Source organism: Actinoplanes sp. GCM10030250 (assembly GCF_042666575.1).
In the GTDB taxonomy this organism is placed as follows: Bacteria; Actinomycetota; Actinomycetes; order Mycobacteriales; family Micromonosporaceae; genus Actinoplanes.
Genome location: NZ_JBHTDO010000036.1, coordinates 52,395 through 65,329, shown reverse-complemented (window position 1 = coordinate 65,329; position 12,935 = coordinate 52,395). Strand labels below are relative to the sequence as shown.

Sequence of the window (12,935 nt, the reverse complement as noted above, 5' to 3'; positions counted from 1 at the left end):
ACCGTTCATCGAACCGCTTCGACAATGCGGGTGAGGGAAGTGATGAACGTCAGTGCGAGATTGCGCTGATATTACGCGGGAGCGCTCCCATAGAGCAATAAATCGATCAATGCCTGGTGGTGAACCGAACCGTCACCCACCCGGTACATCCGCACGAGGCAATCGACGGCTTGGAGGCCGGCAGTGAGAGACATCGACGCGGCCGAGGAATGGCTCGACTCCTGGACAGCGAACGTCAACGCGCAGGCCTCCCGCGCCGCCGACCTGGCCCACCGGACCTCCCGGCTCACCGCCGAGTCCCGCAACAGCTCCGGCTCCATCCAGGTCACCGTCACCGCCACCGGCCAGATCGACGACCTCCGCCTCGACGACCGGGTGCACGACCTGCCCGCCGCTGAACTGGCCGAACAGATCCTCCAGGTAATGCGGCAGGCTCAGCACCAGCTCACCGAACAGCTCACCGCCGAGGTCCGCGACACCGTGGGCCTCGACTCGGAGACCGGCCAGGCCGTCCTCGACGCCTACGCCCACCGCTTCCCCCGCCCGGAGGCCACCGATGAGCGCTGACCACGTCCAGCTGCCGGTGCAGACGGTCACCGATCACGTCTCCACCGTGGGCGCCGCCGCCGACTCGGTACGCCAGGCGCGCGCGGCGGTGGCACAGGTGTCGATGGACTCCCAGGCCTACGGCCAGCTGTGCCAATTCCTCCCGGCCGTGCTGGGCGTCGTGTTCGAGGCTGCGGTCGTGGCCATGAACGGGAGTGCTGAGGCGCTGCAGGAGACCGCCCTGAACCTGCGCTCGGCCGTGGACACGTTCCAGCTGACTGACGAGTCGGCGGCGCGGCACATCGGCGGCCCTCCGTGACTGCTCCCCTGGTCGCCGCTGTCGAGGACTCGACCACGGCGGTCACCGGATTCGGCCTCGTCGAGGACGCTCACCTGATCGCCGAAGGCATTCGGGATCACAGCTGGGTCGACGCCACCCTCGGCGGCGTCGGCGCGTCCCTGGACGCCTTGGCCGTGGCCATCGACCCACTCGGGACGCTCGCCGCGTGGGGTGTCGCCTGGCTGATGGAACACGTCCGCCCGCTGCAGGACGCCCTGGACTGGCTGGCCGGCAACCCCGACGAGATCACCGCCCACGCCGCCACCTGGTCCACCATCGCCGCCCTCGATCTACCCGGTCGCCTTCCGGTTGAGGTGGCCGGATGGTCCGGCGCTTCAGCGGACGCCTACCGGGCCCACGCGCGAGAACACGTCGCCGTGCTGCAGGGCATCAGCGTCACGGCCGGCGGCATCTCGTCTGCCGTCGAGGGTGCTGGGCTGGTCGTGGCCCTGGTCCGCGGCATCGTCCGCGACCTGATCGCCCAATTCGTCGTCACCCTCGCCATCCGGCTCCCCCAATGGCTCGCCATGGAGGGCCTAAGCCTCGGCCTCGCCACACCCCTCGTCGCCGGCCAGGCCGCCGCACTCGTCGCACGCTGGGTCAACAAGATCCAACACTTCCTCCGCGCCCTGATCAACAGCCTCCGCCACCTACTCCCCAAGATCGACAACCTGAGCAAGGTCCTCGACCACCTCCGCATGGCCGCAGACCGCCTCGCCCGCTCATCACCCACCGCGCACTCCGCCGGTGGACCACCTCGCAAACCCTCCCCCGACCACCCCAGGTCCACCACCGCTCCCTCGTCCCCGCCGGATCCGGGCCGAGTGCCGCGAGGCAAGCGAACCGAGGCGCACCCGACCAAGATTCGGGAGCGTGGTCTGCGCCGCGAGAACGAAGCGGCAGACGCCCTCGCCCGCCACGGTTTCGACGTGGAACAGAATCCGCCCGGGAAATCGAACGGCAAGAACCCCGACTACAGGATCGAGGGCAGGTACTTCGACTGCTACGCCCCCGAAACCACGAGCGTCGATAAGATTCGGCGGAAGATGAGTGAGAAGGCCTCCGAGGATCAGGCGAATCGCCTCGTCATCAACCTCGAGGACACTCCATGCACGCTGGAAGAGATCGCCGACATGCTGGAACGCAAACCGATCGCGAAACTCGAAGAGGTCCTCGTGGTGAAGGACGATCAAGTCATACCCTTCTACCCCTTCGGTGAGGGACGCTGAAAATGGCACTCGAATTCGACATGCAGAGCGACGCCGACATCAGCACTGCCGACTTCCGTTCCTTTCTCGCCGCAGCCGTCGAAGGCGAGCACAGCCAGGACGGCACCATCTTCCGGCCCGACATGTATGTGATGGCCGGGCGAGTCACGCCCGACACAGAGGATCCAACGACTGAACTGTTCGGGTTCCGGGAACGGATCAGCGCCACCTATCGCTTCGCCAACCTTGCGGAAGCCTCGGCCCGCGACCACAACATCGCGGTGATGGTCAGTTCGATTCTGGCTTTCGCCGAGCGCTACACCAGCCGGGGCGTCCTGCTCTACAACGGCGACATCGCCGTCATCCAATGGGCCCCGGACGAGGTCGTCTTCCACAGCGAGTGGGAGGACTGGTCCGAGCTGGAGGAGGTGATTCCCCTGATCGCGGGCCATGTCATGCGTCCCTTGCCCCAGCCGCTGATCAGCCGGAGTACGGACGCGCGTGATTCGGGCTGAGGCCGCTGTCAACTACCCTGGACCGGTGAGCGAGCCCACCGAGGATCTGGACCGGCTCGAGGCTTTCACCTACCTCACGGTTCCCGAGCGTGGCGTCTACCTCGCCATCATGCGGCTGTTCACCGCCTCGCTGATGACCGACCTCTCCGCCCAGCAGGTCGGCGAGGATCTCGGTCTCCCCCTCGACACCGCCGTGAACCGGCTCAACCAGCTCGTCTCGTGGGGCAACCTGCTGCCCAGTTCGCACACCGTCCGGGTGAAGAGCATCGAGGAGTACCAGCGGGCCCGATCGCGGTTTCAGCTGTCGCCGCTGGGTGAGCGGGTGCAGCGGCAGGCGGACGAGGTGCTGGCCAGCGCCGACGCCGCGCGGGAGATCAGCCGGGAGCTGCTGGGTCTGATCAGTGCCGACCTGGGGCGGCTGGTGGAGCGGCTGGAGGAGCCGGGCGGGATCGGCGCGGGCGGGGCGCGGGAGACGATCGCGACGGTCTTCGCGCAGTTCTGGCAGTTCCGGGATTCGGTGCGAGACTTCTACGCGTACCTGGGTCAGGTGCTCTCCCGGTACGACCTGGACAGTGCGGAGTACCTGGGGTTCAAGGACCTGCTGCTGGACTACGTGGAGTCGATCACCGAGGAGATCGTCCTGCTGACGCCGCGGATCGAGCGGCATCTGGAGCGGATCTGGCCGCGGCTTCCCGCTCTGCTGGAGCTGCTGGAGCGTGGCAGCCTGGCCGGCGCCGCCGCGGACCTGGGCGTCGCGCTGCAGCGCAGCCGAGGCCATGATCTTGCCGATTGGGTGGCGCTGCGGTCCTGGTTCAGCGACGTCGACGGGCGGCGCAGTGAGGTGACGCAGCTGCGCGACGCCACGATGCGCGCCCTGCAATCTCTGCTCGCCAACGCGAAGCGCATGATCCGGTCCTCCGGTCAGGGTGCCTCCCGGCGGCGTGAGTTGCTGCGCCTGGCCGCCTGGCTCGACGCCGCCGGCGACGACACCGCCGCGGATCTCTACACCTCGGCGTTCGGCCTCTACCCGGCCCGGCATCTCGGTCTCGCCGCCGACCCGCAGGTGGTGGTCCCGGCGACGGCCAGCTGGTGGGCGGCGCCGGCCGTCGACGTGCCGGTGTCGCTGCGGGATCGCGGGGTCCGGGCGGCGCGGGGCCGGACAGCCGGGATAGCCGACCGCAGTGCGCAGCAGCGAACGCTGATCGAGCAGGCGGCTGACGCGCACCGGCTGCGGGTGGCGGCCGCTGCGGAGTTGCTGTCGGCTGCGCCGGATCTGGGCGCGGTGCGGCTGTCGGCGCCGGCCATGGAGCTGTTGCTGGAGCTGATGGCGCGGGCGCTGGGCGCCGGTGATCCGCTGCTGGGCAACGCCGTGACCGTCGTCCTCGACCTCGGCCTGCGGTGCGAGCTGATCAGCAAGCCGCGCCACGTGCTGACGGTCGGCTCGGCCGGCGGGAACTTCACCGCCGACGACCTCGGCATCACGATAACCCGCCTGGAGAGCGCCGATGCCTGACGAACACGACATCGCGCTGGCAACCGAACGCCGCCGGGCCGTGCGCACGTTGCTCGCCGCTCCCCTGCTGCTTCCCTCCGGCGAGGACTTCGCGCTGGTCCGGCGGCACGCGGAGTGGCTCAAGGGCTGGTTCGGCAACTTCCTCGGCTATCGCCTCGTCGTCGAGGCGGGCTTTGCCCGCCTGTTCAAGCCGGGACTCGGCCCGGGCGCGGGACGCCCGCTTCTGCGTGCCACCGGTCCGTTCACACCGCGGATGTACGCCTACCTGACACTAGCCACAGCCGTGCTGCTCACCTGTCCCGAACAGGTCCTGCTCTCCCAGCTGGTCGCGGACATCCGGGCAGCCGCCGCCGAGGCGGGCATCGAACTGGACGACGCACAGCGCCCGGCCGAACGACGGGCTCTGGGCGCGGCGTTGCGGCAGTTGGTCCAGTGGACGGCGTTGCAGGAGGAACAGGGAACGGTATCGGGGTACGCCGAGGACGACCAGGCCGAGGCAATGCTCACGGTCAACCGGGACATCGCCGCGCACCTGCCGGCCACCCCACCGGGACGCGCGGGTGATCCGGCGGACTTCCTCAGGTACGCCGCTGATCCCGGTCCCGGCGGTGCCCGGCACGCGGTGCGGCGGCGGCTCGTGGAGACACCGGTCGTGCACGTCGACGATCTCACCGCCGCGGAACGGGCCTGGCTGCGCCGGGAGCAGCGCCGCGACGAGCAGTCCTACCTGATGTACGCGGGCCTGCAGGCGGAACTGCGAGCGGAGGGTGCCGCACTGCTGGACCCGGACGACGACCTGAGCGACGTGAGCTTTCCGGGCTCGGGGACGGTGGCGCAGGCCGCTCTGCTGGCGGTGGGCGCGCTGGTCGAGCGGCTGCGACCGGATCCGGGACAGTTGGTGACGGGCGTTCCCGTACCCGATGAAGCTCTTGATCTGATTTTGGCGGATCTGACTAAGCGTCACCAGCGGCGGTGGGCCGGGCGGTATGTCGAGGATCTGGTGTCGCTGCGTGAGGCGGTCGTCGCGATACTGCTGGGCATGGGGCTGGTGGCGTGGGCCCGGCCGACGGTGGCCGACCGTGAGCCGGACGAGGCGGTCGCCGCGGAACGGGCCGTCGACGCCCGGGGTGCGCGCGGCGAGTCGCGGGAGGACGGCCTGGTTCTGCTGGCTGCCGCCGCCCGGTACGCGTCGACGGAGGCGATCCGCCGGTGAACGGTGCCGAGGACCGCTACCGGCTGCATCGCGCCGGGATCTGCAACGTCTGGCAGTACGACGACCAGGTGTTCCACTTCGAGGGTGGCCGGCTGCTGCTGCGCGGCAAGAACGGCGCGGGCAAGTCGAAGGCGCTGGAGTTGCTGCTGCCGTTCCTGCTGGACGGCGACGCGAAACGGCTGGACGCGACGGGCGCCGGGCGGACCACCTTCCGCTGGCTGATGGGCGAGGGCGCCACGGGTGTCAATCGGCAGGGTTTCGTCTGGCTGGAGTTGCGCCGCACGGACGCGGAGGGTGACGAGCACTTCCTCACGCTGGGTGCGGTCGTGCGCTGGTCGTCGTCGACAGCGGAGGCCCGGCTGGCCTACTTCGTCACGCCGCTGCGGGTTGGTGCCGGCGTCGAGCTGGCGGTGGCCCGGCAGCCGGTGCCGATCGAACGTCTCAAGGAGGTCCTCGGCGAGGGCGCTCTGATCACCACCGCCCGCGACTACCGGGCGCGGGTCGGCCGCGAGGTGTTCGGGATCGCCGACCCGGGCCGCTACCGCAACCTGGTGCACCTGCTGTACCGGTTGCGCCGCCCCACGATCGGCGACCGGATCGAGGCCGGCCAGCTGACCACGGAACTCGGTGAGGCGCTGCCGCCGGTCGACGACGACGTGCTCGACTCGGTGGCACACAACCTGGACGACCTGGAGACGGTGCGCACGGACCTCGGCCGGCTGGAGGCCACGCACGCCGCGCTGGCCGACCTGATGACCGGGTACCGCGGCTATCTGCACGGCGAGCTGCGGCGCCGGGTCGGTGCGGTGGACGAGTCCCTCGCCCGGTTGCGGGCCCAGCGGCGGGCGGCGGGGCAGGCCGAGCGGGACGTCGCGGCCGGCATCGACGCCGAGGTGACGGCGCGGGCCGGTGTCGAGGGCTGGGAGCGGGCGGAACGGGAGGCGCGTACCGAGCTGGGCGCGCTGCGGGAGAGCGCGGGCTACCGGGCGGTGCAGGAGCTGGGCCAGCGCCGGGTGGCCGTGCAGGCTCTGGAGTCGGCGGCGCGGTCGGCCGAACGCGCCGCCGCTGCCGACCGGCAGGCGGTCGATGACGTCGTGGCCCGGCTGGGTGCGGAGACCGCCCGGCTGGCGGGCACCGTGACGCGGCTGCGAGACGGCCACCGGCAGCTGCGTGATCTCGCCACCGAGTCGGGGCTGGACGTCGGCCACCTCGGTGGGGTGCCGGAGCCCCGCTATCGCGACGCGCCGGCCGACCCTTCTGTGCGGATCCTCGACGATGCTCTGGCAGCACGGGAGTTCCGCGATCACCAGGCTCGTGCCGGTGGTGCGGAGGAGGCGGTCCGGGCTCGGCGGACGGCGGTGGCCGACGTGCAGCGGCAGCTCGGGGAGGCGGAGAAGGCGGCGGAGAAGGCCGCGCGGGCCGAGGCTGACCGCGATCTGCTCGACGATCAGCAGACCGCGGCGCAGGACCGGTTCGACCAGGTGACCGCGGCGCTCGACACGTCCGGCGACGAGTACCGGTCGGCCGTACATCATTGGTTGGCATTTCCGGTCCTGACCGGTGCTGACCTGGCGCCGATCCGCTCCGCGCTCGCTGTCGAGGGTTTGCTTCCGGCGGAGACGCCGGCTGAGGTGCGTGCTGCCGCGGAGACCGCGACAGATCCGCTGCGCGCAGCGATGGAGACCCGGCGGGACAGCCTGCGCTCGGCGCATGACCAGGCCTTCAAAGACCTTGCAGCGGTACGGTCGGAGCACAGTCGCTGGAGTTCCGTGTCCGATCCTGAACCGCCGCTGTCCCGGTTCCGCGATGGCGTTCCAGGTTCGGCGCGCCACGGTGTGCCGCTGTACCGGCTGATCGATTTCGACCGAAACCTCGATGATGATCGCCGGGCGGGACTGGAGGCGGCACTGGAGTCCAGCGGCCTGCTGGACGCGATCGTCGACAGCGACGGCAGCCTCCGGGATCCACACGGTGGTGAGGTGATCCTGCGAGCCGGGCCCGCGGTCGACGGAACCGCGCTGTCCGCAGTGCTCGCCCCTGTCGCGGGCGCCGAGTTTGTCGCACCGCTGCTGAACAGCATCGGGTTGGGCGGCGGTCAGGCGACCAGCTGGGTCGCGGACGACGGCCGGTGGCGGCTCGGTGTCGCGCACGGTGCCTGGACGAAGCCGGCCGCCGAATATGTGGGCGCGGCCAATCGGGAGGCACTGCGCCGGCGAAGGCTCGCCGAGCTTCAGGCGGAAATGGATCGGCTCGCCGAGGTGCTCGCCGGGCTCGGCGATCAGCTCGCCACCGCATCGCGGGACCGGGACGAACTGGCCGCGGCGCTGCGTGCGCTGCCGGACGGCGGCGACCTGGGCGCGGCGTGGGCCCGGCACGGTGAGGCGGAGTCCGCACTGCACCGGCTGGCTCGCGAGGTCGCCGAGGCCCGGCGGCGGGTGCGCGAGCTGCGCGGCGTCGCCGACCAGCGGCAGGCGAGCGCGCGGGCGGCGGCGGCGGCCCATCTGCTGCCCGCCGAACGCGACGAGCTGACCGGTGTCGATCAGCGGCTGCGTCAGCTCGGTGCCGAGCTGCCCCGGCACACGGCGGACGTCGGCGGGCTGCTCCACGAGCTGGGTTCCTACCGGGACCTGCTCGCCCGGCACGAGCAGGCCGTGGTCCGGGCCGCCGACGCGCTGGACCAGGCGCGGACGGCCGCCGAGGAGCATCAGGCCGCGAGGCAGTCGTACGCCGTACTGGAGCAGTCACTCGGCGTGGGACCCACCGAGATCCTGCGGCAGGAAGCGACGGCTGAAGGCCGCCTGAAGGCGGCCGAGGCGGCTCTGCCGCCGGCCCGGCGCGGCCACACCGAGGCGCGGGATCAGCGGGTGCGTGCCGAGGAGGTGCGCGACCAGGCCCGGCGCATGCTCGCCGAGCAGGAGGAACACGCCTTGACCGCGGGAACGGCGCTGCCCCGGGTGCTGACCCTGCCCGGTGTCCGCCCCGCGCTGGACCTGGCCGCCGACATCGGTGTCGAACCCGGCACCGGCACACCGCCCGAACGCATCCGGCACCTCGACAACCTCGCCGCCCGGCTGCGCGACGTGCTCGGCCCGGCCGCGCGTGACGTCGGCGAGAACGCGCTGCACCAGCGGTACAACGACGTCCGCAGCAAACTGCCCGGCGGCTTCGACCTGATCTGGGAGGACCGGGACGGCGTCAAGGTGGTCGAGATCGCCGACGACATCGGCCAGCACCCGATCGCCGTGGCCACCGCCCGGCTCGGCGCCGAACTGGAGCAGAAACGCTCCGCGGTCGCCGACCGTGAACGGCAGGCGTTCGAGCGGTTCCTGCTCGGCGAGTTGGGCGACGCGCTGTCCCGCCAGATCCGGTCCGCGCAGAGCCTGGTACGGGCGATGAACGCCACCCTCGCCGGAGTGCGCACGTCGCACGGCCTCGGCGCCCGGCTGGTGTGGACACTGCGCGACGACGCGGACGCCGACACCCACGCCGCCGTCGAGCTGCTCAAGACCCCCCTGGAACTGCGCACCCGGGAGATGAACGACCGGCTGCGCACGGCGCTCGCCCGGCGGGTCGAGGACGCCCGCCGCGCCGACCCGTCAGCGGGATACGCGGTGCACCTGCGGGCGGCGCTGGACTACCGGAGCTGGTTCGGCTTCACCGTGAAGGTCACCGACCAGGCCCGGCCGGACCGGGAACGGACGTTGTCGGCGCGTACCGCGATGTCGCAGGGTGAGCAGCGGGTCGTGTCGTACCTGGTGCTGTTCGCCGCGGCGGCGGCCCACTTCACCTCGGTGGGCGACGCCTATCCGCGGGCACCCCGGCTGATCCTGCTCGACGACGCGTTCGCCAAGGTCGACGAGCCGACGCACGGCCGCCTGCTCGGCCTGCTCGTCGACCTGGACCTGGACGCGGTGCTGACCAGCGAACGGTTGTGGGGCTGTTTCCCGGAGGTGCCGTCGCTCGGCATCTACGAGTGCCTGCGCGACCCGGCCCAGCCCGGGGTGGCGACGCTGCACTTCCGCTGGGACGGTCTGCGCCGCACGGTCCTGCCATCGTGATTCCGCCCGGCACGCTCACCTACCTGCGGTCACCCGCGCTGAAGCCGCTCTGGTCAGCCGCCCATCGACGGCTGGCCCACAACGGGCGCGCTGCCACCGGCCGGCTGACCCTCACCGGTCTCGACGCGGAGCAACGCGACGCCATCGGTCATCTCATCAACCGCCCGCTCAGCGCCAGGTGCGTGGTGGACCTCGCCGACCTCGACCGCCGCCTCTCGGCGAGCGCGGCCGAAACCGGCCTGCTCGGCGTGGTGGAGGCCGTCACAGGTCCCGTACCAGACAGGCGCGCCGACGCCTCCGTGGAAGCCGGCCGCAGATCCCAGCTGCGGGACCACGCGCAAGCCGCCCTGACCGCCGCCGGCCTCGGCGACCGCGAGTGGGCGGCCACCTGGATGGATCGGCTCTGGCGGCAGGGCCTGCCCGCCAAGCTCCCCACCGGCGACTTCCGCCGCCTCGTCGCACAGGCGGCCACAGCGCTCGGGCTCACGGTCGGCGCCCAAGCGCGGCTCTGGTCCCGCGGCGAGCTGGCCCAGGCGGTCACCGGCAGCGCCCACGGGCTGGACGACGACACCACGCTGAACCGGCTGGTCCTGCGCGGCCTGGCGCTGGCACTCACCGGCTCCCCTGATTACCCGGCAAGCGCGGAAGGACGCCGTTCCCTCTGGGACCAGGCCGGGGTGGCCAACGACAGCGTGGCCACGACGGTCCTCACCTACGGCCTGCGCCCGATCGGGGTGGACTGGCTCCACGACCGCGCGGACCTGCGGGCGGAGACACATCTGACGTTGCGCGAGATCCGCAGGCTCGGCACCCTGCGGCTGAAACCTCAGACGGTGTACGTCTGCGAGAACCCGCGGGTGCTGGAGGCCCTGGCGGACGCGGCCCTCGACGTGCCGGCAATCTGCACCATGGGCAACCCGACAACGGTGACCCTCGCCCTGCTCGACACGGTCACCCAGTCCGCCGGGGTGCGGCTCGCCTATCACGGCGACTTCGACTGGCCGGGAATCGCCATCGCGGGCCGCATCTTCGACCGCTACCCGGCCGAACCGTGGCACTTCCGCGCGCACGATTACCGCCGGGCGGTGGCGCTGGCGGCCGAACGCGGGACCCCGCACCAGCCGCTCGCGGGCCGGGCTGCCCCGACTGTCTGGGATCCGGATCTTGCGGTCGCGATGGCCTCGGCCGGGGTCGCCATCCACGAAGAGGCCGTGCTCGACGGACTGATCGCGAGCCTCCGCAACGCCACTCTCTGAACCGAACCGCCCGGCGCCCGGTACACGACCACGTCACCAGCACGCCGGCACGTCGGAGGGCGGGTTCCCATGGGCACCTCCCTGGTCGCCGCTGTTGAGGATTCGACCACGGCGGTCACCGGGTTCGGCCTCGTCGAAGACGCCCACCAGATCGCCGAGGGCATCCGCGATCACAGCTGGGTCGACGTCACCCTCGGCGGCGTCGGCACCTCCCTGGACACCCTGGCCGTGGCCATGGACCCACTCGGAACCCTCGCCGCGTGGGGTGTCGCCTGGCTGATGGAGCATGTCCGCCCGCTGCAGGACGCCCTGGACTGGCTGGCCGGCAACCCCGACGAGATCACCGCCCACGCCGCCACCTGGTCCAACGTGGCCGCGTTCACCGACACCGCACACCACGACTTCGCCAACCGCCTCGGCGCCGAGACCGCCGGCTGGTCCGGCGCCTCAGCGGAGGCCTACCGTGCCCACGCCAATAAGCACCTCGTCGTCCTGCAAGGCATCAGCACCGCAGCCGCCGGCATTTCCTCAGCTGTCGAAGGCACCGGCCTGCTCGTCGCCCTGGTCCGCGGGATCGTCCGCGACCTGATCGCCCAGTTCGTCGCCACCCTCGCCATCCGGCTCCCTCAATGGCTCGCCATGGAAGGCCTCAGCCTCGGCCTCGCCACACCCCTCGTCGCCGGCCAGGTCGCCGGACTCGTCGCCCGCTGGGTCAACGAGATCCAACGCTGCCTCCGCGCCCTGCTCAACAGCCTCCGCCACCTAGTCCCCAAAATCGACAACCTGAGCAAGGTCCTCGATCACCTGCGCATGGCCGCAGACCGCCTCGCCCGCTCATCACCCACCGCAGCGGGTAAGTCGCAGGTTGCGGGAACCGTTGAGAGCGCTCCTGTCAGTGTTAGCCGGGGCTCCGGTCCCACTACTCCGTCGACTCCCCCGGAGCCGGGCCGCAAGCCGCACGGCGACCGAACCGACGCGCACCCGACGCGGAGGAAGGACAACCCGCTGCGGAGGGAGAACGAGTCCGCCGACAGGCTTTCCGAGGCAGGTTTCCATGTCGAACAGAACCCGCCGACCAGGCGGAACGGCAAGAACCCGGACTACCGCATCGAGGGCACCTACTTCGATTGCTACGCACCTCAGGGCGGCAACCTCGACACCATTCGGGCTCATATCAGCGATAAAGTGTCGACCGATCAGGCGAGCCATCTCATCTTGAACCTCGAGGACACGCCACGCTCGATGGACGAGATCGAGGCCATGCTGCGGCGCAGGCCGGTGGCAGGTCTCGACGAGATTCTGGTGATCAAGGGCGGCAAGGTCATCCCCTTCTATCCGTTTGGTGAGTGATCCCGGCGATGGCGATCGAATACACCCTGCGAAGCGACGCCCGTGCAGAGCAGGACGACCTCCGAAAGCTTCTGGTCACCGCCCTCGACGGGCGATCGGGTCCGGACGGGACGGTATTTCGGGACGGTATGTATGTGACGGCCTGGCAGGTTCCCGAGGGCGAGGGTTACGAGGTGACCCGTCTGCTCGGTTTCGAGCACCGGGTCACGGCTGTCTTCCACTTCGACAATCTCGCTGATCCGGCCACTCGCGATCACAATGTCGCCGCGATGGTGGGTGCGGTGCTTGCGCACTTCGACCAGTACCGCAGCCACGGAGTACTGCTGTTCAACGGCGAGGAGATAGTTCTGCAGCGCCTGACGGACGAGGTGGTCTTCAACAGCGATTGGGAGGACTGGTCCGAGTTGGACGAGGTGGCCCCGTTGCTCGTAGGCCACGCCCTTCGGTCACTGCCGCAGCGGCTGATGTGAGCGGATTCGGTCATATGCCGCGGGGTGGGACGGCGGCGTGAGAGTAGGTGCACACGTTGGGGTTGCGTGCGCGTTTATCCACGTCATGGGCCATGTCAGCGCACACGCAACTCCAACGTGTGCAGCTACCAACGTTGCGGGGATAAGTGGGACGGGCACGTAAGCGTCAACGTGTGCAGCTACCGCGAAGTGGACGCGGCGAACAGCCGGGTGCGGGGAACAGGCGGGCGCGGGACAGCCGGGCGCAGGGAACGGGCAGGCGCAGAGGCAGGCGGGCAGGCGCGGGGAACGGGTAGGCGCAGAGGCAGGCGGGCAGGCGCGGAGAACAGGCGGGCGCGGGGGGATCGGCGACGGGGTATTGATGGGGATTGTTGTGGGAGCGCTCCCATGTAACCATGAGGACACCTTCCCGTCCCTGAAGGAGCTGCACCGTGCCGTTCCCAAAACGCCTCTCCGCAATACTCTC

Annotated in this window: 10 protein-coding genes; all 10 read left to right on the top strand. The window is 70.6% G+C overall.

The features are described 5' to 3' along the window. Positions 1–183: 183 nt before the first annotated feature. The 10 genes from ACFQV6_RS34810 to ACFQV6_RS34765 all read left to right on the top strand — a co-directional run bounded on the left by ACFQV6_RS34810 (position 184) and on the right by ACFQV6_RS34765 (position 12,469). Positions 184–567: a YbaB/EbfC family nucleoid-associated protein gene (locus tag ACFQV6_RS34810; protein ID WP_378031917.1), complete on the top strand. Its 384-nt coding sequence runs from the start codon at positions 184–186 to the stop codon at positions 565–567. Then, positions 557–865 carry a type VII secretion target gene (locus ACFQV6_RS34805; protein WP_378031916.1) on the top strand — a complete coding sequence of 103 codons (309 nt, stop codon included), beginning with the start codon at positions 557–559 and terminating at the stop codon, positions 863–865. The genes ACFQV6_RS34810 and ACFQV6_RS34805 overlap by 11 nt, the downstream gene beginning before the upstream one ends. Further along, positions 862–2,115, top strand: a complete 1,254-nt coding sequence (locus ACFQV6_RS34800; RefSeq protein WP_378031915.1) for a hypothetical protein — start codon at positions 862–864, stop codon at positions 2,113–2,115. The genes ACFQV6_RS34805 and ACFQV6_RS34800 overlap by 4 nt, the downstream gene beginning before the upstream one ends. 2 nt (positions 2,116–2,117) lie before the next feature. Further along, positions 2,118–2,609, top strand: coding sequence for a SitI3 family protein (locus ACFQV6_RS34795; protein WP_378031914.1), 492 nt, complete (start codon positions 2,118–2,120; stop codon positions 2,607–2,609). 25 nt (positions 2,610–2,634) lie between these two features. Then, complete coding sequence (locus tag ACFQV6_RS34790; RefSeq protein ID WP_378031913.1) at positions 2,635–4,122, top strand: TIGR02677 family protein; 1,488 nt, start codon at positions 2,635–2,637, stop codon at positions 4,120–4,122. Next, entirely contained in the window at positions 4,115–5,335 is a 1,221-nt protein-coding gene (locus ACFQV6_RS34785) for a TIGR02678 family protein (RefSeq protein WP_378031912.1), read from the top strand. The genes ACFQV6_RS34790 and ACFQV6_RS34785 overlap by 8 nt, the downstream gene beginning before the upstream one ends. After that, positions 5,332–9,393: a TIGR02680 family protein gene (locus ACFQV6_RS34780; protein WP_378031911.1), complete on the top strand. Its 4,062-nt coding sequence runs from the start codon at positions 5,332–5,334 to the stop codon at positions 9,391–9,393. The genes ACFQV6_RS34785 and ACFQV6_RS34780 overlap by 4 nt, the downstream gene beginning before the upstream one ends. After that, positions 9,390–10,649, top strand: coding sequence for a TIGR02679 family protein (locus ACFQV6_RS34775; RefSeq protein ID WP_378031910.1), 1,260 nt, complete (start codon positions 9,390–9,392; stop codon positions 10,647–10,649). Before ACFQV6_RS34780 ends, ACFQV6_RS34775 begins: the two co-directional genes overlap by 4 nt. A gap of 69 nt (positions 10,650–10,718) precedes the next feature. Next, positions 10,719–11,999: a hypothetical protein gene (locus ACFQV6_RS34770; protein WP_378031909.1), complete on the top strand. Its 1,281-nt coding sequence runs from the start codon at positions 10,719–10,721 to the stop codon at positions 11,997–11,999. A gap of 8 nt (positions 12,000–12,007) precedes the next feature. Continuing rightward, entirely contained in the window at positions 12,008–12,469 is a 462-nt protein-coding gene (locus tag ACFQV6_RS34765) for a SitI3 family protein (RefSeq protein WP_378031908.1), read from the top strand. Positions 12,470–12,935: the final 466 nt, after the last annotated feature.

Excerpts from the sequence above, each read along its gene's own strand:
- ACFQV6_RS34805 (WP_378031916.1), top strand. The coding sequence starts at position 557 with ATGAGCGCTGACCACGTCCAGCTGCCGGTGCAGACGGTCACCGATCAC.
- ACFQV6_RS34795 (WP_378031914.1), top strand. The coding sequence starts at position 2,118 with ATGGCACTCGAATTCGACATGCAGAGCGACGCCGACATCAGCACTGCC.
- ACFQV6_RS34785 (WP_378031912.1), top strand. The coding sequence starts at position 4,115 with ATGCCTGACGAACACGACATCGCGCTGGCAACCGAACGCCGCCGGGCC.
- ACFQV6_RS34770 (WP_378031909.1), top strand. The coding sequence starts at position 10,719 with ATGGGCACCTCCCTGGTCGCCGCTGTTGAGGATTCGACCACGGCGGTC.
- ACFQV6_RS34765 (WP_378031908.1), top strand. The coding sequence starts at position 12,008 with ATGGCGATCGAATACACCCTGCGAAGCGACGCCCGTGCAGAGCAGGAC.